This is a genomic window from Streptococcus oralis subsp. dentisani, assembly GCF_007475365.1.
Classification (GTDB): Bacteria; Bacillota; Bacilli; order Lactobacillales; family Streptococcaceae; genus Streptococcus; species Streptococcus mitis_AX.
In genome coordinates, this window is record NZ_CP034442.1 from 1,147,068 (window position 1) to 1,172,331 (window position 25,264).

The following is a 25,264-nucleotide window of genomic DNA, read 5'->3' on the forward strand; positions in this document are numbered from 1 at the left end:
CTCAATTCAAAAGGAGAATACTATGTCTATTACAGAAACTAAAAACGGAACCTATCGCTTACGTGTCTATATTCCTGAGGAAGTGAAGTCTTCACTAGGTGTTGATAAGAAAGTGATTGAAAAACGATTCAAAACAAGGATTGAAGCAAAAAAATATGAACTAGAACTTAAAAATAAGATTGATAAAATTCTTAGTGGCGGATCTGCTTCATTAGAGAATAGCGGTTCTATTCTCTTTTCGGATTTCTATCAAAACGTTTGGTGGCAATCTTACAAAGCAGGTCAAACTACTTCTGCTGCCAAACCACCATCTCAAGCAACTATAGTTGGAACAGAAATTGCTTTTAGAAAACACATCTTACCCTTACTTGGGAATTATTCAATAGACTTTCTTAATCAAAATAAGCAAGTTGTGCTAAATCTATTGACTCAAAAGGCTGAAGAATATGCAAATTTCAAAGTTATCAGGAGCTACGTTAACTCTATCTTTGACTGGGCAGAAGAATTAGAGTATATCGAAACTAATCGTCTCTCTAAAACCATTAGCCGTATCAAAGCAACTAAGAAAATCAAGCTACAGGAATCTAAAAAAGATGAAGATTTATATCTATCTCAAGAAGAACTTCAAGCATGGTTTACAGCTTTTGAAAAGGATTTAGAGACTGAAAAAATTCTATTCAAAGACTATGTTTTGTTCTATACTACCTTCTTTTTAGGAGATAGAAAGTCAGAGAGCTACGCTTTGCAATGGAAACATATTGATTTCAAAAATCAACAAATTCAATTGGTTCAAGCCTTAGATCGATATAAAAATCGAAAGTCAACTAAAGGGAATAAAAAGACGATTTTTTCGATTCCACAAGAACTTACCGACTTGTTAAATTCTTGGAAGAAGCAACAAAAATCTGAACTGGCTTCATTTAACATCATGCAGACTCCAGAACAGTATGTGTTTACGTACATTGATACAAAGGGAAATGTAAACAGTTGTCTCCATGCTGATTACCTTAACAACAAGATGAAATCTGTTAAGCGTCGTCATCCAGATCTTGCACATGCAACCCCTCATAAATTACGACATACAGGAGCCACACTCGCTAAACAGGCAGGAACCCCTATGGAAGATATTTCTGAAGCACTCACTCACAGTGATACAATTACAACTAAGACTTATGTCAACACTTCAAATGTAATTCCAATGGCTGTTGGAGAAATTGCCTTTCGTAATCTTAAAAAATAATAGTGTGAATTTGGTGTGAAAAGTGGTGTGAATTTTGCTAAAAATCATCAAAAAAACACCCCATGGTGTGAACCATGAAGTGTTGTAAATGTTGTATCGTAGCTGGTTCTTAACGTTTAGAGGCAACTGACTTTGTCAGGTTGCAGCCACATTTGTAAGCGACTAAAGTCGCAACAACTGTGTCAATTGCACCAATTTAGTATGAAAATATAAAAAAGAACACCCCAAAAGGTGCTCTTTGTAAGTATAGTAATTCTTTCGAATTAACGTTTACTAAATTGTGATGCTTTACGAGCTTTCTTAAGACCTGGCTTCTTACGTTCAACTTTACGTGAGTCACGTGTAAGAAGTCCTGCGCGTTTCAATGAATCGCGGAAGTCTGGGTCTACTTGAAGAAGGGCACGAGCGATACCGTGACGGATAGCTCCTGATTGACCAGCGTATCCACCACCTACAACGTTAACGAAAACGTCGTATGAACCTACAGTTGAAGTAACTGCGAATGGTTGGTTGATAACAAGACGAAGGTCAGCGTGTGGGATGTACTCTTCAACATCTTTTTTGTTAACAGTGATTTTACCAGTTCCTGGAACAAGGCGAACGCGTGCAACAGCGTTTTTACGACGTCCAGTACCTGCATATTGTGCTTGTGACATACTTTATTGTTCCTTTCCTTAGATAAGTCCTGAAATATCAAGAACTTCTGGTTGTTGTGCAGCGTGAGTGTGCTCAGCTCCAACGAATACTTTCAATTTCATACCTTGAGCACGGCCAAGAGTATTGTGTGGGAGCATACCTTTAACTGATTTTTCGATCAAACGTACTGCATTTTTAGAACGAAGTTCACCAGCAGAGATTTGTTTCAATCCACCTGGGTGGTTTGAGTGAGTGTAGTAGATCTTATCAGTTGCTTTTTTACCAGTCAATTTAACTTTTTCAGCATTGATAACGATTACGAAGTCACCTGTATCAGCGTGTGGTGTGAATGTTGGTTTGTTTTTTCCGCGAAGTACGCTAGCAACAACTGCTGAAAGGCGTCCAAGAGGTACATCAGTTGCGTCAACAACGTACCATTTGCGTTCTACTTGGCCTGGTTTAGCCATGAATGTAGTTTTGTTCATGATTTCTCCTATATGAATATCGTTTTTGTTTACAGGGCGGATGTTCCGGTCCGCGGGGTATTTGAAAGGTTCCGGGGCCTTACAAATGGGGTAAACAATACCGTCTACTATCATACCAAATTTTACTACTAAAAGTCAATAGATATGTAAAATATTTTTACCGATTTCGCTGTTTAACATCTAGAAAAACCTCGCTTTCGCGAGGCTCTCCTATTTGTAAGCTAAGGCACGTTTAAAGGTTTTCCAGATTCCCAAATCATCTGTTTGAAGGACTAGGCTGGCATACATACGTCCGATAAAGACTGTCGCAGTGACTGCAAAAGCAACCGTTATGGCAAGAGAAATCCAAGCTTCCAGACCACTTGCATAACCATTTATAGCTCTAAACGGCATAAAGAAGGTCGAAATGAAAGGAATGTAGGAACCAATTTTCAGAACTAAATTGTCCCCGGCAGCACCTAGAGAAGTCACACCGACAAATCCTGCTATAATCAAGATCATCAATGGCGACAAGGCCTTTCCTGAATCCTCAGGGCGAGAAACCATAGATCCTAGGAAGGCTGCTAAAACAACGTACATAAAGAGACTAACCAAGACAAACAATAAGGTATTGAGCGAGAAGGCCTCTCCTAGATGATTTAAAATCCCAGATTGTGCCAAGATAGGGATGTCTTTAAAGAGCAGAATGGCAGCAAGTCCACCCACGACGTAAATGCCAATATGAGTCAAAATCACAAGAAGCAGAGCCAACATGCGAGCGTAGAAATAATGACTAGCTCGGATACTAGAGAAGACCACCTCCATGATTTTGGTTCCTTTCTCGCTAGCCACTTCTTGAGCAGTGACGCTAGCATAGGTAATCAAAATCATATAAAGGAAGAAACCAAGCCCTGCGGCCGCAATGGTTTGAACAATTTTTTTGTTTTCCTTGGATTCATCAATCTTCTCAGTAAAATCAACGGTTTGACTCAGGCGTTTTTCCTGTTCCTGAGACAAATTGGCTGCTGAGCGATTGAGTTGGTATTGCAGTTCATTTAACTTATTGGTTACTGCTAGTTTGATGCCACTTTCAAGAGAGGTTTCACCATGATAGACGGCCTTGAGGACACTGTCCTCTTGGTCAATGGTTAGATAACCCTTGATTTTCTCATCCTTGATAGCAGCCTGGGCACTGGTTTCATCCTTGTAATCAAAGTTGATACCATTGGTACCCTTGAGCCCTTCTTCCACAGATGGCACCGTTGTCACTACTGCTATCTTGCTATTCTTGGCCATAGAAGACCCTTGGAGATAACCGATTCCTACAGATAAGGCTAAAAAGAGGAACGGCGAAATCACCATAAAGAAGAAACTCCACGACTTGACATGTCGAAGATAGGTTTCCTTCATTACAACCCACATATTTCTCATACTTCCACCCCTGATTCTAGTTTAAAGATTTCATCGATTGTTGGAGCTTGTTGGTCAAAGGTCGCGATATATTGACCTTGAGTCAGGATTGGGAAGAGTTCCCTTCCAGCGCTCTCGTCATCGAGGATCAATTTCCAACTACCTTGCTTGGTCAAGCTCACCTGTTTGACATGAGGAAGATTTTCCAATTCTTCCTTACTTCGTTCACTTGAAACAAAGAGACGCGTTTTCCCGTATTGATTGCGAACTTCTTGGACCGGTCCATGCAAGACTACACGCCCATCTCGAATCATCAGGATATCATCGCAAAGCTCCTCGACATTAGTCATAACATGGTCAGAAAAGATAATGATTGCACCGCGCTCTTTCTCTTTCAAGATGACCTGTTTGAGCAACTCAGTATTGACTGGATCCAAACCACTAAAAGGTTCATCCAAGATAATCAAGTCTGGCTCATGGATCAGAGTGATAATGAGCTGAATTTTCTGCTGATTCCCTTTGGAGAGGCTCTTGATTTTATCAGTCAGCTTTCCTTTCACTTCCAGTTTCTCCATCCATTGAGGGAGTTTTTCCTTGACCTCCTTAGCATCCATGCCCTTTAGAGTCGCCAAGTAGCGAACTTGCTCAAGGACTGTCAGCTTGGGCATAAGACTGCGTTCCTCAGGCAGATAGCCAATCCGAGCGTAGGTTTCCTGACGAATCTCCTGCCCATCCAGACTGATTTCTCCTTGATAGTCCAAAAATTTCAACATACTGTGGAAAATCGTTGTTTTCCCAGCACCATTTTTCCCGACCAGTCCCAAAATCCGTCCTGGACTTGCCTGAAAATCGACACCAAACAAGACTTGCTTGGAACCGAAACTTTTCTCTAGATTTCTTACTTCTAGCATTTTCCACCTCCGAAATATGTTGCACTTATTATACTCCTTTTTGATAGCCTTTACAAGGATTTATGTACATTTTTATCTTGTTCATCCTTCATTAAAAACTAAACTCTCTAAGGATTTTGAGTACCCAAGTGATAGAACAATTATAGCCCATTAAAGTGTATACAAGAGCTTTTACTCCTCAATTGTCCATTTTTGATCCTGAATTGTCATTTTGAAAAGCAAAAATCCACCCCGAAGGATGGATTGATGAGTTAACGCACTTCTGCATTCACTTTTTCTTCGAGTGATGCTTGGATTTTTTCCATATAGCGTGCGACTTCTTCATCTGTCAAGCTGTCTTCTGGATTTTGGAAGGTCAAGCTATAGGCCATTGACTTCATGCCAAGTCCTAGTTTTTCACCTGAGAAGACGTCAAATAGTTTGATATCTGTCAAACGTTTCACGCCCGCAGCTTGGATAGCATCTACAACTTCTTGATGAGTGACTTCTGCCTTAAGGAGTAGGGCCACGTCACGGCTGACTGCTGGGAATTTGGTGATTTCCACAAATGGAGCAGCAGGTTGAAGCGCAGCTTCGATGGCTGAAAGGTTCAGCTCCGCTACATAAGTTTCTGGGATATCGTAAGCCTTGGCAGTGACCGGATACACTTGGCCAAGGAAACCAAGAACTTGGTCACCGATTGAAATCACGGCTGTACGGCCTGGGTGAAGGCTAGCAATCTCAGCTGTTGCTGTATAAGTTACTTGGAGTCCCAAGCGAGTAAAGAGCGCTTCTAAGATTCCCTTAGCATAGAAGAAATCAACTGGAACTGCTGCTGTTTGGAAATCTTTTTCAGCAACCAAGCCTGTCAAGGCAAAGGCAAAGCTGTTGATTTCATTTGGAAGTTCTTCTTTTGGATTACCTGTTTGTTCAAAGACTTTTCCAATCTCATAAAGAGCCAAGTTTTTGTTCTTACGAGCCACGTTGTAGGCCATCGTATCAAGGATACCTGAGACCATATTTTGACGGAGAACGGAACGGTCCACTGTCATTGGCCACATGAGTTCTGTTAGCTTGCTTGGTTTAGCTGTGAACTCAACCGCTTTTTCAGGCGTTGTTAGAGCGTAGGTGATGATTTCTGTCAATCCTGCTCCTTCGGCGATGGTACGAACTTGACGGCGAAGTTTTTGTGTCGCAGTCAATTCACCAGCTGTACCGTCATCTTTTGGAAGACTAGTTGGCAAACGATCGTAACCATAGATACGAGCGATTTCTTCAAAGAGGTCAGCTTCGATGGTGATATCCCAACGACGACGTGGGACGCTGACTGTAAAGGCTTCAGCATTTCCAGAAAGACCAAATCCAAGACGGCGGAAGACATCCTCGACATCGGCATAAGTAAGATCAGTTCCAAGGACACGGTTGACGTCTGCAAGGGTTGAAGAAACTTCTACATCAGAAGTATCAAGCTCACCTGCTGAAACGATACCCTTACGCACCGTCGCACCTGCAAGATCAGCAATCATGCTAGCTGCAGCATCCAAGGCTTCATTGACTGTTGCTACATTAATCCCTTTTTCAAAACGAGAAGATGACTCAGAACGAAGGTTGAGGCGACCGCTAGTCTTGCGAATCGATTTGCCATTGAAAACAGCCGCTTCAAGGACAACACGACTAGATTTTTCAGAGATTTCTGTAGCCTGCCCGCCCATGACACCTGCAAGAGCTACTGGCTTGTCTGCGACAGTGATGACTATGTCATTTGTTTCCAAGTCACGTTCTTCACCGTCCAAGGTCACCAATTTTTCACCAGCACGCGCTTCACGCACACGGATGTCAGTCCCTTCAAAGGTATCCAAGTCAAAGGCATGCATTGGTTGACCAAAGTAGAGCAGGATGTAGTTGGTTACGTCTACGACATTGTTAATCGGACGGATGCCTTCGTTCATAAGGAGGTTTTGCAACCATTGTGGACTTGGTGCGATGGTCACATTGTCCAAGATACGGGCTGCATAGTATGGCGCCTTGTCTGTGTCAATGCTGACAGAAAGAGCATCTGCTGCAGCTTGGTCTGTTTCTGTTAAACTGAATTTTTTAAAGTTGACTGCCTTGTCATAGATAGCTGCCACTTCGTGCGCTACTCCACGCATAGAAAGAGCGTCTGCACGGTTTGGAGTGATAGAAAGTTCGATGATTTCATCATCCAAGTCTAGGTAAGAAAAGACTTCATCCCCAGGAACAGCATCTTCTGGCAAGATTTGGATACCATCTGCGAATTCCTTTGGTACAACTGAGTCAGAAATACCTAATTCACCAAGTGAGCAGATCATTCCTAGAGACTCCAAGCCACGAATTTTCCCTTTTTTGATCTTGTAATTGTCAGCGATACGAGCTCCCGGAAGTGCCACCATGACCTTGATACCAGCACGCACATTTGGGGCACCACAGACGATTTGACGGGCTTCTTCTTCGCCAACGTTAACCTGACAGACATGCAAGTGAGTTTCTGGCACATCTTCGCAGGACAAGACCTCACCGACGACAATTTTTGAGAGACCAGCAGCTGGTGATTCGACACCTTCGACCTCTATTCCTGTGGTTGACATTTTTTCAGCCAACTCTTGTGATGGCACATCAATGTCCACCAATTCTTTTAACCATTTATAAGATACTAACATAATTCTGATTCTAAGATCCCACCAAGTGAGACCTTTTCAATTCCTTTCTTTTTCTTCGAGTCAGTCGTTTCTTTTTTAACTATATGAAATGTGAGCGACTGTATAGGACTATGTTTCAGGTTTCAATCTTATTTAAACTGTTCTGAGAAGCGGACATCCCCTTGGTAGAAGCCACGAATATCGTTGATTCCGTAACGAAGCATAGCTACACGCTCTTGTCCAAGACCAAAGGCAAAACCAGAGTATACTGTCGCATCGATACCACTCATCTCAAGGACACGTGGGTGAACCATACCGGCACCCATAATCTCAATCCAACCAGTTTTCTTACATACGTTACAGCCATCTCCACCACACTTGAAGCAGGAAACATCCACCTCAACAGATGGCTCTGTGAATGGGAAATAAGATGGACGCAGACGGATCTGGCGCTCTTCACCAAACATTTTCTGCACAATCAATTGAAGCGTTCCTTGAAGGTCAGCCATAGAGATATTTTTCCCAACTACCAATCCTTCGATTTGGTGGAACTGGTGACTATGGGTCGCATCGTCTGTATCACGACGGAAGACACGCCCTGGTGAGATCATCTTCAAAGGACCTTTAGAAAAATCATGGGCATCCATAGCACGCGCCTGAACTGGAGACGTGTGAGTACGAAGCAAGATTTCTTCTGTGATATAGAAAGTGTCCTGCATATCACGGGCTGGGTGGTCTTTTGGAAGGTTCATACGTTCAAAGTTATAGTAGTCTTGCTCAACTTCAAAACCATCCACAACTTGGTACCCCATACCGATAAAAATGTCTTCGATTTCTTCACTGGTTTGTGTGAGGACGTGACGGTGACCAGTCGCAACTGGACGACCTGGAAGCGTCACATCGATACTCTCGCTAGCTAATTGTGCAGCGACTTTCTTTTCTTCCAAGAGTTTAGCTGTTTCTTCAAAAGCTGCTGTCAAGACATCACGAGCTTCATTGACGTGTTTTCCGATCACAGGGCGCATTTCTGCTGAAACATCTTTCATCCCTTTAAGAATTTCAGTTAGGGAGCCTTTTTTACCAAGAACAGAGACACGCAAATCTTGCATCTCTTTTTCATTTTCAGCAGAAATCTGCTTCAAGCTAGCCAGCGTTTCTTCGCGAAGCGCTTTTAATTGTTCTTCAATAGTTGACATAATTCCTCCATCAGTCGCTTATCAGATAAAAAGAAAACCACATGCCAAAAACTCCACTCGGAGCGTTGACACGCGGTACCATCCGTTTTCATCTGACAAGTCAGACCTTCATTTCTAAATCCATGCGCAAGTGAATTCACCCAGCTTTCATATAGAGAGCTTGCAGTCACGGCTCTCCTCCCTGATATACTTCCCTTGGGCTACTAGTCTTGCAGATTTCTATTCAATTACTACATAGTTTATCAGATTTTTACCATTCTTGCAAGACCTATCTCACTTCTGCTTGCCTTTAAATCGCCATTGGAAGCGAAGTTTGTCATAGAAGGGAAATTCGATAAACAGGACTCCCAAGCCTACACAGAGACTGGCAAGGACATCAGATGGATAGTGAACTCCCAGATAGACTCTTGACACTAGGACACTAACTAGGTAGAGACCTAGCACGATTTGTACGATTTTTCGCCAGACTAGATCTTTAATTCGTTGACTGAGAATGACAATCAAAGTGCCGACCATCAAGGTTACAGCCAGAGAATGGCCACTTGGGAAGGAAAATCCCTTCTCCTCGACTAGGTGTAAGATAGCTGGTCGTGGTCGCTGGTAGACATTTTTAAAAGTCACGATTAAAAGAGCAGCTATTGCTAGATTACCCGCCATGAAGTAGCTTTCTATCTTCCACTGCTTACGATAAAAGATAAAGGTTGTAATGGCAACCCAGGTGATAATCACTGGGATATCGATCAGGCGTGTAAGGGCACGGAACAGAACTGTCAAATAATCTGGCAAATCCCCACGAATAGCTGTCTGAATCGGTAGGTCAAAACCGACCAGCGTTTCGGGGTAAAACTTGACCATATATCCAAGAAGGACGAAAAGTAAAAGGGCAAAACTGCCCTTCATTAAAAATGTTTGTTTATCTCTCATAATGTTTTAAGGTTGGTTTCAAGAGGACGTATAACAACCAGAATGAAACGGCAAAGATTACCCCCTCAATCAAGTTGAAAGGTAATACCATAGTCATGAGGTAGTTGGAAAGTCCCATAATTTTTCCAATATCAAAGTTGGCAAACTTCGCGTACAAAGGAACAGCATAGACATAGTTGAGAACCAACATAGCCGCAGTCAAGCCGACAGTCCCCGCTAGAGATGCTAGTAGAAAACGAAGAGTGCTGCGGTCCTTTTTCCAAATCAAACCAAAAGCGATAACAAAAACTCCCAAGGCTACGATATTCATTGGCAACCCAATGTAAGTATTCACTCCCTGGCTATTGAGAAGCAACTTCAAGAGTGATCGCAGCAAGAGAATCCCGAGAGCAGCAGGCAAATCCATCACCACCAAGCCCACAAGGACTGGCAAGATACTAAACTCGATCTTGAGGAAGGTCGCCGCTGGCAAGAGCGGAAAGTCAAAGTACATCAGTACAAATGAAATGGCTGATAAAATCGCAATGGTCGAAAGTCGACGTGTGTTTGTCATAACAGGTTCCTCCAATTTTCTATAAAATCAGAAGAAGTTGGAAAGGATCCCTCTATCTATTCTCACTTTTTATATCCCAAAAGTTCCCCCTCACTCTTTTGAGCAAGCGGTTGCAATTTATCTATAAACTCATCAGAACAGACAAAGCTATTCTTTCGTCTTCTCCCATCCAGACTATACTGTCGGTTGTGGAATCGCACCACATCAGCTTGCGCTCGCGGACTTATTTGGCTAAGATATCTTAGATTTATCTAGGCGTCGTAGTCGAAGATCATACTTAAAGTATATCGAGACAAGACAACGACGAGAAAGCTAAAATAGCTAGTCAAAATTACCGCCGGTCGGGAATCTCACCCTGCCCTGAAGACCCTTTAATCATAACAAAAAACGCTTGCAAGTGCAAGCATTTTGTTTATTTCAATTTATCCACTTCATAGGTGTGAACGAGTTCCAAACCTGCGAAATTTTGCTGACGAAGCGCTTCATAGACAATCATGCAGACGGTATTCGAAACATTGAGACTGCGAACATGCTCATCATTCATAGGAATACGGAGAGCTTTCTCAGGATGGTTTCGCATAAAGTCCTCAGGCAAGCCCTTGTCTTCACGTCCGAAGAGAAAATAATGGTCTTCGTCCGTCGATAAATCTGCTTCAGAATAGACCTTTTCCGCAAATTTGGAAATCAAGTAAAGTTGCCCTTTCATCTGAGACATACAGTCTGCCAAGTTATCATAAAAATGAATCTCTAACTTGTCCCAATAATCCAAACCAGCTCGCTTCATTTTGCGATCATCAATGGGAAAGCCCATCGGTTTGATGATGTGGAGAGGGGAATTGGTGGCAGCGCAAGTACGTGCGATATTACCTGTATTTTGTGGGATCTGAGGTTCAAATAATACAATGTGATTTGTCATGACTGGCTTCCTTTTATCATTGCAAAAAAATAGCCACACTGCCCGGAGTCAAGCTCAGCAAACAGCGTGGTTAAGGCATCGTTAACTTACCTCACAACAGGTTTGAAGTAAATCAGCGAAACTACTTTCTTAGTATAACATTTTCAGAATCATTGTCAATAGAAACGACTTGATTTTTTTACTTTTTTTATTATATTTTCATACCGAGACATTCACTTTCAAAATAGCCTTAGCAAGAGAGTAAAATCACTTCAAATCAGAGACATCGTTATAGAAGTTAAGCAAATGTATCTTCAAGACTTGAAAAAAGCCTTTCTTCCCCTAAAAATCGCCTTAGCAAGTGCATTTTTTGCTAAAAAAGGGTATGATAGTTACATCATGAAAAAGTAGGTTTTTTATATGAAAATTGTCCTTGTTGGTGGAGGGAAAGTCGGTTTCGCCCTCTGTCGTTCACTAGTAGCGGAAAACCATGACGTTGTCCTCATCGAGCAAAATGAAGCTGTACTGAACCATATTGTCAGTCGCTTTGATATCATGGGCCTCCTTGGAAATGGTGCTGACTTTGCCATCTTGGAGCAAGCCGGCGTCCAAGAGTGTGATATCTTTATCGCTCTAACTGAATACGATGAAGTGAATATGATTTCAGCGGTACTTGCTAAAAAAATGGGCGCTAAAGAAACCATCGTTCGAGTGCGAAATCCTGAATACTCTAATGCCTATTTTAAAGAGAAAAATATTCTTGGATTTTCACTTATCGTTAATCCAGAACTCTTAGCAGCCCGTGCCATCTCAAATATCATCGATTTCCCTAATGCCCTCTCAGTTGAGCGTTTTGCTGGAGGTCGGGTCAGCCTGATGGAGTTTGTTATCAAGGATTCTAGCGGTCTTTGTCAAATGCCAATCTCAGACTTCCGTAAAAAATTTGGCAACATCATTGTCTGCGCTATGGAAAGAGACCATCAACTCATGATTCCAAGCGGTGATGTTACTATCCAGGACAAGGATCGGATTTTTGTTACGGGAAATCGTGTGGATATGATGCTTTTCCACAACTATTTCAAATCGCGTGCAGTAAAAAGTTTGCTTATCGTTGGAGCAGGAAAAATCGCCTACTATCTCGTCGGCATCTTGAAAGACAGTCGTATCGATACCAAGGTTATCGAAATCAATCCTGAAAGAGCCCGTTTCTTTAGTGAAAAGTTCCCAAATCTCTATATTGTCCAGGGAGATGGGACTGCAAAAGATATCTTACTAGAAGAAAGTGCTCCTCACTACGATGCTGTCGCAACCTTAACTGGAGTGGACGAGGAAAACATCATCACCTCCATGTTCCTTGACCGTGTTGGCGTCCAGAAAAACATCACCAAAGTCAACCGGACCAGCCTCCTAGAAATTATCCATGCACCTGATTTTTCAAGTATTATCACCCCAAAAATCATCGCAGTGGATACTATTATGCACTTTATCCGAGGTCGGGTTAATGCCCAATACTCAGACCTTCAAGCCATGCACCATCTTGCAAACGGCCAGATTGAAACCCTACAATTCCATATCAAGGAAGCTAATAAAATGACTGCCAAGCCCCTTTCTCATCTGAAATTGAGGAAAGGTATTCTCATCGCAGCCATCATTCGCAAAGGAAAAACAATCTTCCCAACTGGAGAGGACACGCTGGAGGTCGGAGACAAGTTACTCGTGACGACCTTATTGCCAAACATCACCAAGATTTATGATTTGATTGAGAGGTAAAAAATGAATAAAAGTATGATTCGTTACCTCCTCTCAAAACTTCTCTTGATTGAGGCTGTTCTCCTTCTAGTACCTGTTGGTGTAGCAACCTATTACCAAGAATCCAGTCAAGTATTTATCGCTCTCTTTTCTACGATTGGAATTTTAGTCCTTCTCGGTGGTCTAGGCGTTTTACGAAAACCGAAAAATCAACGGATTTACGCCAAGGAAGGGGTCTTAATCGTTGCCCTCTGTTGGATTCTCTGGTCTTTCTTTGGTGGCCTCCCCTTTGTCTTTTCAGGACAAATCCCAAGCGTCATCGATGCCTTCTTTGAAATCAGCTCTGGTTTTACAACTACAGGAGCAACTATTCTGAACGATGTTTCCGTTCTCAGTCGTTCCCTCCTCTTCTGGCGAAGTTTTACCCACTTGATCGGAGGGATGGGGGTGCTTGTTTTCGCACTTGCTATTATGGACAATGCTAAGAATAGTCACTTAGAGGTGATGAAGGCAGAGGTCCCTGGTCCTGTCTTTGGTAAGGTTGTATCCAAACTGAGAAATACTGCCCAGATCCTCTATCTGCTTTATCTGGCTCTCTTCTCCCTTTTTGTGGTTATCTACTACCTAGCAGGTATGCCTCTCTATGATAGTTTTGTCATCGCTATGGGAACAGCAGGAACTGGGGGCTTTACCGTCTATAACGACGGAATTGCCCACTACGGTAGCTCACTCATCACCTATCTAGTTAGTATCGGTGTTCTGGTTTTTGGGGTTAACTTTAATCTCTACTACTACCTCATGCTCCGTCGGGTCAAGGCCTTCTTTGGAGATGAAGAACTGCGGGCTTATGTGATTATTGTCCTAGTGTCTACAGGCTTGATTACCCTCAACACCCTCCACCTCTACCAAGGTGTGTCTAAGAGTTTTGAGATGGCTCTCTTCCAAGTGTCTAATATCATCACGACAACTGGATTTGGTTACGGAGATATTACCAACTGGCCCCTCTTCTCCCAATTTATCCTCCTCTTCCTCATGGGAATCGGTGGATCAGCTGGCTCAACCGCAGGTGGTCTCAAAGTGATCAGAGGACTCATCCTCTCAAAAATTGCTAAAAATCAGATTTTGTCCATCTTATCCCCTCACCGTGTCTTGACTCTACATGTCAACAAAACTGTGATTGACAAGGATACCCAGCACAAGATTCTTAAATATTTTGCCATCTACGTGATGATTATACTCTCTCTCATCTTTATCGTCAGTCTTGATAGCAATGATTTTCTAGTCGTGACCAGTGCTGTCTTCAGCTGTTTTAACAATATCGGACCTATTCTAGGTACAACCTCTAGTTTTGCCATCTTTAGTCCCATCTCTAAAATCCTGCTCTCCTTTGCAATGATTGCAGGCCGCTTAGAGATATACCCCATTTTGCTCCTCTTTATGAAACGCACCTGGTCTAAACGTTAATTACAATACAATCCCCTTTTACAAACTCGTAAAAGGGGAATTTTTCTATTAAAAATGAGAAGACCTTTCGGTCCTCTCCTAGTCTGTTTATTTTTTAAGAGCTTCTTTATAACGAGCAACTTCCGCTTGGTTAGCCCAAACATAGTGACCTGGACGAATTTCTACCATAGATGGCTTGTCTGTCTCATAGTCATGTTGGTCAGGATCGTAAACTTTCAAGACCTTCTTGCGTTCCAAGATTGGATCTGGAATCGGTACAGCAGATAGAAGCGCCTGAGTGTATGGGTGGACAGGATTGTTAAACAACTCCTCTGTCTCCGCCACTTCAACGATAACTCCCTTATAAATAACTGCGATACGGTCTGAGATAAAGCGAACAACTGACAAGTCATGCGCGATAAAGAGATAGGTCAAGCCCAACTCTTTTTGGAACTTCTTGAGCAAGTTCAAGACTTGCGCACGCACTGATACGTCCAAGGCTGAAATTGGCTCATCTGCAATAACAAAATCAGGTTCCATTACAAGGGCACGGGCAATCCCGATACGCTGACGTTGACCACCAGAAAACTCGTGTGGATAGCGGGTCAAGTGTTCTTTCAAAAGTCCAACTTCATGGATCATCTTTTGAACTTTTTCTTTTCGATCTTCTTCGTCTTTGAACAAATGGTAGTTGTAAAGACCTTCAGAGATGATATAGTCAACTGTTGCACGCTCATTCAAGCTGGCTGCAGGGTCCTGGAAAATCATTTGGATACGACGAATCAAGTCTGAGGATTCCTTGTGAGATTTTTTTCCATTGATTTTCTGGCCATCAAAGATAATCTCTCCTTTACTGGTATTATTTAAACCAATAATGGCACGACCAATCGTTGTTTTCCCACTACCAGACTCACCTACAAGAGAGAAAGTTTCTCCCTTATTGATAAAGAAGTTGGCGTTTTTAACCGCCACAAACTTCTTACTTCCTTCACCGAAGGAAATTTCTAAATCTTTAATTTCTACTAATTTTTCAGACATTTCCTTCCTCCTAGTCTTCTAGATGAGCAAAGCCCATTTTATCACGAATCTTGTCATGCAAATCTGCAATGACTCCAGGTTTTTCAACTTTAGGAGCATTCTCATGAAGCAACCAAGTCTTAGCCCAGTGGGTATCAGTGACTGAAAACTTAGGTGCCTTCTCTTCAAAATCAATTTGCATCGCATAATCTGAACGAAGGGCAAAAGCATCACCTTTCAACTCAGTATAAAGAGACGGTGGTGTTCCTGGGATAGAGTACAATTCCCCTTTGTCATCAGCGAGCTGAGGCAAGCTAGACAAGAGACTCCAAGTATATGGATGACGTGGATCGTAGAAGACTTCCTCAACAGTACCGTACTCTACAATTTCCCCAGCATACATAACCGCTACCTTATCGGCAATACTTGCTACCACACCAAGGTCATGGGTGATGAAGATAATGGTAAAGTGGTACTCATTTTGCAAGGTTTTAAGCAAATCAATGATTTGCGCTTGAATGGTTACATCAAGGGCCGTAGTCGGCTCGTCACAGATCAAGATATCTGGACGACAGGCAAGGGCAATCGCAATAACGATACGTTGGCGCATCCCTCCAGAATATTGGAAAGGATACTCGTCAAAACGTTTTTCAGCGTCTGGAATTCCGACCTTGTTCATATAGTCGATTGCCATCTCTTTGGCTTCCTTAGCTGTTTTCCCTTGATGTTTAACGATAACTTCTGTGATTTGGCTACCGATTGTATTGATTGGGTCCAAGCTCGTCATTGGATCTTGGAAGATGGTCGCAATTTTAGCACCACGAATCTTCTCCCATTCCTTGTTAGAATTCAAGGCGGTCAAGTCTTGTCCACGATAGTCGATGCTTCCTTGGGCAATACGTCCATTGTCTTCTAACATCCCTGTAAAGGTTTTTGTTAAAACAGATTTACCAGAACCAGACTCACCTACCAAGGCAAGAACTTCTCCTTCAATCAGGTCCAGAGAAACTCCTCGGATAGCCGTCAGAACTTTGTCACGAACGTCAAATTCCACGACAATATCACGAGCAGTCAAAATTACATTATTTTCTTTTGTCATGTCTACTCCTATCTATGTGTACGTGGATCACTAGCGTCCGCTAGGTTTTGACCAACAACGAAAAGAGATAGGGATACCAAGATCAAGGTTGTCAACGGAATCCAGAACAAGTAAGCGTTGGTCGTAACGTTTTGTGAGTAATCTGAGATCAAACGTCCCAAACTTGGCACTGTTACAGGTAATCCCAATCCAAAGAAGGAAAGGAAGGCTTCATAAGAGATGAAGCTTGGCAACATCAAGGTCATTGTAGAAACAATAACAGATACCAATTGTGGCATGATATTTTTAACGATGATTTTAAAGGTTGGTGTTCCAAGTGTTTGTGAAGCGAGGTTGTATTCCAAGTCACGGTAACGCATGATTTGGATACGAATCATATAAGCAATCCCAATCCAAGTTGTCACACTCATGGCAAAAATCAAATTCCAGAAACCAGCACCAATTGAGTAAGTCAAGACAATGACAATCAAGAGAGATGGAATGTTTGAAATAATGTTATAAACTTCCATCATGACGCGGTCAACGGATTTTGAAATCCCCCAAATCCCACCAACAATAACCCCGATCACAAGGTTGATAAAAGTGGCAATGACAGAGATAAGAATTGAATTACGCGCACCAAACCAAACCCCGTCAAACAAGGATTTACCATTGCTGTCTGTACCAAACCAATGTTCAGCGTTTGGTTTGATAAAACGAGCAGAAAAGTCATTGACCTTGCTTACATCGTTAAAGTCAAACTTCGAGAACATTGGGTAAATAAAGCTCATCAGGATAATGGCTACCAAAATCCCCAACATAACGACTGTTGATTTTTTCTTTAGAAATTGTCTAAATACAGAACCCCAGTATGAATAGGCAGGAGCATCAATTGTTTCAGAGGCAAAATCGTCACGTTTTACGAACTGAAATTTTTCTTTATCGATTGTTGACATTATTTGCCTCCTTTCTCTGTCAATTTAATACGTGGGTCAAGCATGGTCATCCAGATATCTCCTACAAAGAGTGAGAAGATAGAAATACATGTGAAGATGAAGACGAGACCAACTACCATTGAGTTGTTTGATGCCTTAACAGAGTCAATCAACATTTTACCCATACCTGGGAAGGCGAAGACCGTTTCTGTCAATGTTGCACCACCAATAACTCCGATTACGGCACCAGGAATACCTGAAACCAAAGGAACCATGGCATTTTTAAAGATGTGTTTATTTGAAATTTCTTTTTCAGACAGTCCTTTTGCACGAGCAAAACGTACAAAGTCCTGAGATTGCAAGTCGATCATGTAACGACGGATCCAGATAGCTGTACTTGGCGCTCCCAACAAACCTAGAATGACTGCCGGCAAGACATAGGAACGCCAATCCCCAGCCCCCAAGATAGGGAATGAGTCTGGCAGACCAATAGATGATCCAATCAAGCGCACGATGTAAACCAAGGCAATCGTTGGAAGGGCAAGCAAGAAGGTTAGAGCACCTGTCGAGAAGCTATCAATCCAAGTATTCTTGTGGCGAGCCATAGCAGATCCAAGAGGAATTGCGATAGCATAAGAAATAATCAAACCAATCAAACCAGCAACAGCCGAGCTTGCAATCATTGATGGATATTGATAATTACTTTCTGTAGCTGTATATGGATCATCTTTACCATAGTTGGCTACTTCACGCGCATCTGCTTGACTTGGAGATTTGTAGGTACGAGAGTAAATATCTACAGATGAAGTCTTTTTACCCGTAGGGAATTGAACTTCTGATGTCTTGATTTGTCCCTGACCCTGTGTGATAACTTGAAGCACTGGTGTGTTTGCATAAGTTGGGTAAGAGTCTCCCAAGTTAATGTTCACAAAGTTTTGGTGTACAAATGGAAATTGACTATTGAAATACAAAAGATATTTATGCTTTGTACCCGAACCAACCAATGACCAACCAATAGCAGGGTCATTTTCAAAACGAAGATAACGTTCCAAGTTTGGATTTTCAGGGTCTTGAATCTTGTTTGTATGATCAATGTCGAGCAAGTTCGAGTAGAATTTGAAAACACGTTCAAAAATTGGAATTTCACGCGTAGCATAGAATTGACCACTTTCTGAGAATACACCGAGTGTCCAACCATTCCCTAGTTGGTTGATGTATTTTTCGTAGATTGCCTTATTAGTTTCATTGGCATCAACGGTTACAGATGAGTCCATTGTGCTCGCTTTTTCTTGCAACTCCTTGGTATCGTAGTACTCGATATAGCCCATCCGCTCATAAACGGTGTTTTCATAATTGTCCCGTTTATCTGGCGTCGTTGCAATTTTGTTATAGTTGGTATCCTGCTTGAAAATCAGTTTTCGAGGAACCATCGTATAGATAATCGTGTAGGTCAAGGTTGTCACCAAGAAGATAGACACCAATGAACGCAATACACGCATAAAAATATATTTCTTCATATCGTTTCCTTTTAAAATCCCAAAAGAACCTTCTCCTCATGGAGAGAAAGTTCTCTTGAGAGTTATTTATTTAACGTGATTTGTCAATTCTTTTTGAATTTTTTCGTTTGATTCTTTTTTCTCTTTGAGCCATTTCTCACGAGCTTGTTCGTACTCAGCTTTCGTTACAACCTTATCCTGTAGCTGAATGTACTTGAAGTAAAGATCTGAACTCTTGTCTCCAGATTGGCTATAAGAAGCTGTGAATGGTACTACACGAGAAATGAATGGTGCTGCACCGCTACCAGACATAGCAGGGATGAAGAGAGAGCTATCTGTCAACCAAGCCTGAGCTGCAGCGTATTTCTCATAACGAACATTCAAATCACTGGTTTCTTTAGCGGCTTCATCAACTAACTTATCGTATTCTTTCAAACCAACTTGACTAACTGCTGGGTTCGCTGGATCGTCAAATCCCATGTATGTCTTGGTTTGCGACTTGTTTGTTGATTTGAGGATATCAAGGTAAGTTGATGGATCTTCATAGTCTGGGTTCCATCCAACTGCACCTGATAGATCCCAATCTTCTGCTGCTGCGTTTGGTGCATGGTAAGTGATATTTAATGCCTCATCTTTAGAAATTTGATGAATGTCAATGACTACATTTTCTTCACCAAGCACTTTTTCAACTGTCTGTTTGAAGGATTGGATACGAGCAATATACCCTTTGTTTGTTTGATCTACTGGGATATCCAAATGGATTGGGAATTTCACCCCTTCAGCTTCTAATGCAGTTTTAGCTTTTGCAAGTTCTGCTTTGGCCTTATCTGCGTTGAAGAGTCCATCTTGACCATCCGCAAAGTTTACGTTCTTCCACTCATCACCATAAGCTGCCATCTTCTCAGTTACCAAGTCACCGAAGGTCTTGTCACCCGCAGCGACAAAATCTGGTTTTACAAAGAGGTTACGAACTGCAAGAGGAGCACCTTCTTTACCATTGATTTGCGCTGAATAAGCTGTACGGTCAACGGCAAAGTTCAAGGCCTGACGGAAGTCTTTGTTAAGAAGGGCTTTTTTAGTTGACGTTTTTTCTTCGTCAGTTGTTTTAGCGGTGTATTTGTAACTTTGACGGTCAATATTTACACCCAAACCAGTGATTCCTGGTCCAGCTGGTGTGTAGTAGATATTGTCTTTGTAGGTCTCCGCTACTTTAGAGTAGTTTGAACTTGTCGGGAAGAGACGAGCATAGCTATAGGCTCCACTTGTAAAGTTCCGTTCAAGAGACTCTTGATCTGATCCGTCATAGAAAGCGAGGGTAACTTTATCAAGATGAACATTTTCCTTATCCCAATATTGTTCATTCTTCGCAAACTCGATAGAAGACTTGGCAGTCAAACCTTTCAGCAAGAACGGGCCATTGTAAAGTAACGATGTAGGATCCGTTGGTTTGGCAAAATCATCCCCTTTTGATTTTTCAAATTCTTCGTTTAATGGCCAGAAGATTGAGTAAGCCATTTTAGAGTTCCAGTATGGTTCTGGTTGGTTCAATGTATACTCAAGAGTATAATCATCAACTGCCTTAACACCTACTGTAGAAAAGTCTTTTGAATTTCCTGCCAAATAGTCAGACAACCCTTTAACAGAATTCTCTGCTAGATAAAGTGCTTCTGACTTTTTATCTGCTGCGTGTTTTAAACCATTTACAAAGTCTTTAGCTGTCACTTCAGCATATTCTTCCCCCTCAGAGGTAAACCATTTGACACCTTTACGGATTTTGTAGGTATAGGTCAAACCATCTTTTGAAACTGACCAGTCTTCTGCAACTGCAGGAGTCAAGTTCCCATATTTGTCATTTGTAAAGAGACCATCAATACCATTTGAAGTGGCTAATTTAGTACTTTGTTTCCCCGAAGTAAGGTAATCCAATGTTTCAGGATCTGATGAATAAACATAGCCATAAGTTTTTGGCGCTGTTGAACCAGACGATTTCGAAGAACCGCAAGCAGCTAGTGTGCTAGCCGCTAATAGGGCAACTCCTGCCGCAACCAATACCCTATTTTTTTTCATGTATGTAACTCCTCTTAAAAATTTTAGGCTTATTGTCAATTATACCATAGATTTCTCAAAAAGTAAACGAATTTTCAGAATATTTAGGCTTGTAACCATAAAAAACTTTCATTTATCAAATTTTTCTATTCTTTGTTTGCTATCTATCAAGTCATAAGGCAAACCTAATGTCCATAAAGCCTGATTTTCAGGTTTTCTCTCCCCATTTTTCTATCCAGTCAGAAATGGCAAGCTTCTAAATTGGATTTTCGATTAAGAAACTATTGACGTAGAATCATTTTCAAGGTATAATAATAAACGTTGAGGCGGTATAGCCAAGTGGTAAGGCACGGCTCTGCAAAAGCTTGATCGTCGGTTCAAATCCGTCTACCGCCTTTCAGTACCTGAAATAACAGGAATTAACCGAATGAAAAGCCCGTAAATCGGGCTTTTTTGTTTTTTTCTTCGGATAAAAATAAGGATAACTTTGAAAATCTTTTGGGGCGAATTTGGGGCGAATAAAAAAACAGTGACAAAAATCACTGTTTTACTCGGTTTCTTCTTCGGGTTCTAGTTCTGTGATTTGAACTTTTACCTTAGTAACGCGCCCATTTTTCACCTTATCATTAGTCAAGACGATTTGTTTGTTTTGGCTGACCAGTTCATAACTGATTTTTTCAGTTGTTGGAATCGTGCCGACACCTGTCAAATAATAACCGGCAATGGTATCCACATCATCGCTTTCTAGTTCAACGCCAAAGTAGTCGTTGAAGTCGTTAAGATTCATAGTTCCTTGTGCAATATAGGTATCCTCACCGATTTGATGGACTTCGATTTCTGCCCTGTCCGTTTCATCATCAATTTCGCCGACAATCTCTTCTAGGAGATCCTCCAGAGTTACCAAACCAGCCATACCACCGTATTCGTCTAGTAAGATAGCCATTTGATTTTGGGTATTTCGAAGCTCTTTAAGGAGATCATCCACAAAGATAGTTTCAGGCACAAATAGTGGCGTTTGGAGGATTCGTTTCCAGATAATATTTTCAAAACCATCCGCATAGGCAGCGTTTAGCAAGCGCTTGGTATGAATCAAACCGATAACATTGTCCTTATCCCCATCATAAACAGGAATACGTGAGAAATTTTGCTTCAAAATACTTTCGATAATCGCCTTACTGTCATCCTGAATATCTACCATAAAGGCGTCTGTACGAGGCACCATTAGCTCACGAGCCATTAGTTCATCTAGAGAAAAGATCCCCTGTAGCATTTCAATCTCATCTGCATCCAGTGTTTCTTCACTATTGGTGAGCATGTACTCTATTTCATCACGTGTCATCTTTTCATCAGCATCATCAAAGGTCATTGGGGTCACACGACTCAACAAATTAGTTGAAGCAGATAGTAGCCAGACAAAGGGACTTACAATCTTTCCAAGACCAATAATAATTGGTGCTGTTCGAATCGCCAAAGCATCTTTCAGATTGAGGGCAATCCGCTTAGGATAGAGCTCACCAAAAACAATGGAGATATAGGTCAAGAATGCCAAAGAGAGGAAACTTGCAATGGCGTAAGCCGTCTCTCCGCTTCCCATCCAAGATGCGATCACTTGTCCAAGGGTATCCGCCAATTTGGCCCCTGACAAGATCGTAATCAAGGTGATACCGACTTGAATCGTTGATAAAAAGTGATTAGGATTTTCAAGTACTTTTAGCAAACGGATGTAGCGTTTATCGCCTTCTTCTGCTTTTTGCTCTACTCGGGCACGGTTTAGTGACACCATCGCCATTTCAGTGGCTGAGAAAAAAGCATTTAACAAGGTCAAGATAAATAATAATACAAACTGTAGCAACAAATTCTGACTGCTCGGGTCTTCCATGGTCTTTCTCCTAAAATAGTATCTTATGTTCCATTATATCACAAATTAACGTAGGAATCACATTATTTTCTAATTTATACAATCGCTCCCTTATCAATGACGGACAAGGGAGCGATTTTTGTTCTTTTATAGATTGTTTCTAGTTTATCACCGTGACTTGACCTGTTCGGTAATCAAGCTGGATGCCCTTTTGAACATTTGGGATCAGGACGTTGAATTCCAATTCTCCATCCGAAGACTTGGCTTCGATTTGTGAAGCAGATGGAACCAAATCCTCATTTGTCGCATAGTGGAGTGTCACGCGGTAACGGACTCTCTTATTCTGATCCAAGGCTTTCCTAACCAAACTCTCATAATAGTTCTGACCAGTCGAATCTTCAGCCTGCGCTTGATTCGCCCAAGCTGTCTGGACTGCAATGTTCTTGGGATTGCTGGTAGAGGCATCAAAACCATCCAAACCACCTATCAAGGCATAGCCCAGCAGGTGTCCTCTATCAACTGCATGTGTATAGATTCCCTTTAGATTCTTGACCTGATGCCACCCTGGTGGAGTCCAAGAGGTGGATCCATTGCCAGTCTCTTCACGATTCTTATATTGCCGAGTCGCTTTGGATAAGAGGGCATTGGCAACAGTTGGGACGGTCTCTTTCCCGACTGGTTTTATTTTATTATCCGCATAGGGTTTGCTAGAAACCTTAGCATCTAGATTGGTTTTATTACCATTGACGACAAAGGCACCTGCCCCATTCCATTCTAAACCACCTTTTATTTGGTTCTTGATTGACTCGGTTAAGACACTTTCTGCCAACTCCTGACTGGGAGCTTCTGAAGCTTGTTTTTTCTGACTAACTTTGGTTTTAGGCGTGTTTGATGTCGACTGCATCTGCTTGATATAATAGCTTCCAGCAGCCAAGAGTAAGAATATAAGTAACCCTACTAGTGTCTGTCTCGTTTTTTTGTTCATTTTTCTCCTTATTTAGAAAAAGACTGGTTTCCCAGTCTAATTTCCTGTAAATTTACTAATCAATTCTTGCCATTTCGCTGGAGACAAAATCGCCCATGGATCCTGTCCCTTTCCTAGAATCCCGTAGCCGATCATCAAGCCGATTCCTAAAGCGAGGAATCCCAGCAAGAGTACGATAAAAATCAACAGTAAGCGACGGAGTACATAACGTATGTTTTTATTCTTCATCCTTAACCTCAATCCGCTGAATCTTTGCTCCTAGCTGAGCTAACTTCTCATGGAAGCGGTAGTAACCTCTATCAAGGTGGACTAATTTACCGACAACTGTCTCTCCTTGCGCCACCAAACCTGTCAAAATTAAAGCCGCACTAGCGCGAAGGTCCGTTGATAGAACTTCTGCCCCTTGCAAAGCCTGTCCCCCAACAATACGAGCTGTGTCACGGATAATCTCTGAATGCAAGCCCATACGGCGCATTTCCTCCAAGTGTTGGAAGCGATTTTCAAACACCGTTTCCACCATGGTGGATTCCCCTTTTGCGACTGTCATCAAAGCTGTAAATTGTGCCTGCATATCTGTTGGAAATCCTGGGTGTGGTAAGGTTTTTACATGAACAGCCTTGAGATTTTCAAGTTGAGAACGAACACGGATACCTTCTGACTCCTCTGTCACTTCAACACCCATCTCAAGTAGTTTTGAAATCAAGGGACGATTGTGTTCCCAGACTGCATCACGAACGAGGACATCTCCACCAGTCATAGCTGCTGCCACCATAAAGGTTCCAGCTTCAATACGGTCCTGTACTACAGTATGAGTCGTACCATGGAGGTCCTCGACACCAGTCACTGTGATTGTTTCGGTACCAGCTCCCTTGACCTTGGCTCCCATTTCATTAAGGAAGATAGCGAGATCAACAATTTCTGGCTCACGCGCAGCATTTTCAATCACTGTCACACCATCAGCTAGAGTTGCTGCCATCATCAGATTTTGTGTTGCGCCGACACTAGGAAAGTCCATGTAGATATGAGCGCCGTGCAGGCGTTCCGCCTTGGCTTCAATGTAACCAGCTGTCTGGCTGATCTTGGCCCCCATAGCTTCCAAACCCTTGAGGTGGAGGTCGATTGGACGACTCCCAATGGTACAACCACCTGGCATGGATACCTTGGCATGGCCTACACGAGCAAGGATTGGTCCCAAGACCACGATGGATGCACGCATCTTGCTAACATACTTATACGGAGCTTCCTCCGTGATGTCACCCGTCGCATCGACTTCGACAACATGAGCTTCCTCATCAAAATCAACCTTGGCGTTCAGACCACGAACCACTTGATTCATGGTGAAAACATCTGACAAGATAGGGACGTTCTGCAAGACTGTCTTACCCTTGCTTGCTAGAATAGTCGCTGCCAACAAGGGTAAGACGGCATTCTTTGCTCCCTCGATGGCCACACTCCCGACCAGACGATTATCTCCGCCTTGAACCACAATTTTTTCCATAGTTTTTCCTTTACTTTTGATTTTATAACAGTCCTATAAGCGCTTCTTGCCACAGTTGGTACAAACTGATAAAAAATGAACTCAAGATGTAGCCCATTACAATACTAAAGAAGCCTACCAACAAACGAACCTTTTTTGTGTTAGTAGCGGTCACTTTTAAAACCTTTTCCCATCTCACAAGATCTTTCAAAAGGTAAAAACTCAAATAAATAAAGAGTATATGACTACTTAGAGTGAATAATAATTGAACCATTTGACTATTATACCATCTTATCCGCTTGCGCGCTAGTTTTC

22 protein-coding genes, 1 tRNA gene and 1 riboswitch are annotated in these 25,264 nt (G+C 42.0%); of the genes, 4 read left to right on the forward strand and 19 right to left on the reverse strand.

The features are described from left to right. Positions 1–22 precede the first annotated feature (22 nt). Positions 23–1,240 carry a tyrosine-type recombinase/integrase gene (locus EJF26_RS09835; RefSeq protein ID WP_000028717.1) on the forward strand — a complete coding sequence of 406 codons (1,218 nt, stop codon included), beginning with the start codon at positions 23–25 and terminating at the stop codon, positions 1,238–1,240. A 263-nt stretch (positions 1,241–1,503) separates the two neighbouring features. On the opposite strand, the gene rpsI is transcribed toward EJF26_RS09835, so the two are convergent. The 9 genes from rpsI to EJF26_RS05805 all read right to left on the reverse strand — a co-directional run bounded on the left by rpsI (position 1,504) and on the right by EJF26_RS05805 (position 10,886). Continuing rightward, positions 1,504–1,896: a 30S ribosomal protein S9 gene (gene rpsI / locus EJF26_RS05765; protein WP_000075973.1), complete on the reverse strand. Its 393-nt coding sequence runs from the start codon at positions 1,894–1,896 to the stop codon at positions 1,504–1,506. An 18-nt stretch (positions 1,897–1,914) separates the two neighbouring features. After that, positions 1,915–2,361 carry a 50S ribosomal protein L13 gene (gene rplM, locus EJF26_RS05770; protein ID WP_004246482.1) on the reverse strand — a complete coding sequence of 149 codons (447 nt, stop codon included), beginning with the start codon at positions 2,359–2,361 and terminating at the stop codon, positions 1,915–1,917. 210 nt (positions 2,362–2,571) lie between these two features. Continuing rightward, a complete protein-coding gene (locus EJF26_RS05775) occupies positions 2,572–3,771 on the reverse strand; it encodes an ABC transporter permease (RefSeq protein ID WP_001245396.1) in 1,200 nt (399 codons plus the stop codon). Further along, complete coding sequence (locus tag EJF26_RS05780) at positions 3,768–4,661, reverse strand: ABC transporter ATP-binding protein (protein WP_000895268.1); 894 nt, start codon at positions 4,659–4,661, stop codon at positions 3,768–3,770. Before EJF26_RS05780 ends, EJF26_RS05775 begins: the two co-directional genes overlap by 4 nt. Positions 4,662–4,912: 251 nt before the next feature. Continuing rightward, on the reverse strand, positions 4,913–7,318 hold the full coding sequence (pheT, locus tag EJF26_RS05785; protein ID WP_000961519.1) for a phenylalanine--tRNA ligase subunit beta: 2,406 nt from the start codon (positions 7,316–7,318) through the stop codon (positions 4,913–4,915). A gap of 128 nt (positions 7,319–7,446) precedes the next feature. Beyond that, positions 7,447–8,493, reverse strand: coding sequence for a phenylalanine--tRNA ligase subunit alpha (pheS, locus tag EJF26_RS05790; RefSeq protein ID WP_000103736.1), 1,047 nt, complete (start codon positions 8,491–8,493; stop codon positions 7,447–7,449). Positions 8,494–8,766: 273 nt separating this feature from the next. Next, on the reverse strand, positions 8,767–9,417 hold the full coding sequence (locus EJF26_RS05795) for a phosphatase PAP2 family protein (protein WP_033628717.1): 651 nt from the start codon (positions 9,415–9,417) through the stop codon (positions 8,767–8,769). Then, positions 9,407–9,970, reverse strand: a complete 564-nt coding sequence (locus EJF26_RS05800; protein WP_000185841.1) for an ECF transporter S component — start codon at positions 9,968–9,970, stop codon at positions 9,407–9,409. Before EJF26_RS05800 ends, EJF26_RS05795 begins: the two co-directional genes overlap by 11 nt. A 153-nt stretch (positions 9,971–10,123) precedes the next feature. Next, positions 10,124–10,342, reverse strand: a riboswitch (FMN riboswitch). A gap of 40 nt (positions 10,343–10,382) precedes the next feature. Further along, the gene (locus EJF26_RS05805) at positions 10,383–10,886 is read right to left on the reverse strand and encodes a tRNA (cytidine(34)-2'-O)-methyltransferase (protein WP_000181356.1); all 504 of its coding nucleotides are present in this window, start codon (positions 10,884–10,886) and stop codon (positions 10,383–10,385) included. Between the two features lie 399 nt (positions 10,887–11,285). Here EJF26_RS05805 and trkA point away from each other — a divergent pair, with 399 nt between their 5' ends. Further along, positions 11,286–12,635 carry a Trk system potassium transporter TrkA gene (gene trkA / locus EJF26_RS05815; RefSeq protein WP_000706818.1) on the forward strand — a complete coding sequence of 450 codons (1,350 nt, stop codon included), beginning with the start codon at positions 11,286–11,288 and terminating at the stop codon, positions 12,633–12,635. A gap of 3 nt (positions 12,636–12,638) precedes the next feature. Beyond that, entirely contained in the window at positions 12,639–14,078 is a 1,440-nt protein-coding gene (locus tag EJF26_RS05820; RefSeq protein ID WP_001043423.1) for a TrkH family potassium uptake protein, read from the forward strand. An 87-nt stretch (positions 14,079–14,165) separates the two neighbouring features. On the opposite strand, the gene EJF26_RS05825 is transcribed toward EJF26_RS05820, so the two are convergent. The 5 genes from EJF26_RS05825 to EJF26_RS05845 form a co-directional block, all read right to left on the reverse strand. Then, the gene (locus EJF26_RS05825; protein ID WP_001291316.1) at positions 14,166–15,095 is read right to left on the reverse strand and encodes an ATP-binding cassette domain-containing protein; all 930 of its coding nucleotides are present in this window, start codon (positions 15,093–15,095) and stop codon (positions 14,166–14,168) included. A gap of 10 nt (positions 15,096–15,105) precedes the next feature. Continuing rightward, entirely contained in the window at positions 15,106–16,173 is a 1,068-nt protein-coding gene (locus EJF26_RS05830; protein ID WP_000159696.1) for an ABC transporter ATP-binding protein, read from the reverse strand. 8 nt (positions 16,174–16,181) lie between these two features. Continuing rightward, positions 16,182–17,108, reverse strand: a complete 927-nt coding sequence (gene oppC, locus EJF26_RS05835) for an oligopeptide ABC transporter permease OppC (protein ID WP_000103696.1) — start codon at positions 17,106–17,108, stop codon at positions 16,182–16,184. Continuing rightward, positions 17,108–18,604, reverse strand: a complete 1,497-nt coding sequence (locus tag EJF26_RS05840; RefSeq protein ID WP_000759922.1) for an ABC transporter permease — start codon at positions 18,602–18,604, stop codon at positions 17,108–17,110. Before EJF26_RS05840 ends, oppC begins: the two co-directional genes overlap by 1 nt. A 66-nt stretch (positions 18,605–18,670) precedes the next feature. Then, positions 18,671–20,650, reverse strand: a complete 1,980-nt coding sequence (locus tag EJF26_RS05845; RefSeq protein WP_000742240.1) for a peptide ABC transporter substrate-binding protein — start codon at positions 20,648–20,650, stop codon at positions 18,671–18,673. Between the two features lie 304 nt (positions 20,651–20,954). On the opposite strand from EJF26_RS05845, the gene EJF26_RS05850 reads away from it, so the two are divergent. Continuing rightward, a tRNA-Cys gene (locus tag EJF26_RS05850) sits at positions 20,955–21,025 on the forward strand. 151 nt (positions 21,026–21,176) lie between these two features. On the opposite strand, the gene EJF26_RS05855 is transcribed toward EJF26_RS05850, so the two are convergent. From EJF26_RS05855 to EJF26_RS05875, 5 genes are all read right to left on the reverse strand, one after another. Next, the gene (locus EJF26_RS05855) at positions 21,177–22,508 is read right to left on the reverse strand and encodes a hemolysin family protein (RefSeq protein ID WP_000390012.1); all 1,332 of its coding nucleotides are present in this window, start codon (positions 22,506–22,508) and stop codon (positions 21,177–21,179) included. A 139-nt stretch (positions 22,509–22,647) separates the two neighbouring features. Continuing rightward, the gene (locus EJF26_RS05860) at positions 22,648–23,472 is read right to left on the reverse strand and encodes a DNA/RNA non-specific endonuclease (RefSeq protein WP_001036792.1); all 825 of its coding nucleotides are present in this window, start codon (positions 23,470–23,472) and stop codon (positions 22,648–22,650) included. A gap of 36 nt (positions 23,473–23,508) precedes the next feature. Continuing rightward, positions 23,509–23,700, reverse strand: a complete 192-nt coding sequence (locus EJF26_RS05865; RefSeq protein WP_000791880.1) for a DNA-directed RNA polymerase subunit beta — start codon at positions 23,698–23,700, stop codon at positions 23,509–23,511. Beyond that, positions 23,690–24,970, reverse strand: a complete 1,281-nt coding sequence (gene murA, locus EJF26_RS05870; protein WP_000411896.1) for a UDP-N-acetylglucosamine 1-carboxyvinyltransferase — start codon at positions 24,968–24,970, stop codon at positions 23,690–23,692. Before murA ends, EJF26_RS05865 begins: the two co-directional genes overlap by 11 nt. Before the next feature lie 22 nt (positions 24,971–24,992). Beyond that, positions 24,993–25,223 (reverse strand): DUF1146 family protein, encoded by a 231-nt coding sequence (locus tag EJF26_RS05875; RefSeq protein ID WP_080563327.1) that lies wholly within the window; start codon positions 25,221–25,223, stop codon positions 24,993–24,995. Positions 25,224–25,264: the final 41 nt, after the last annotated feature.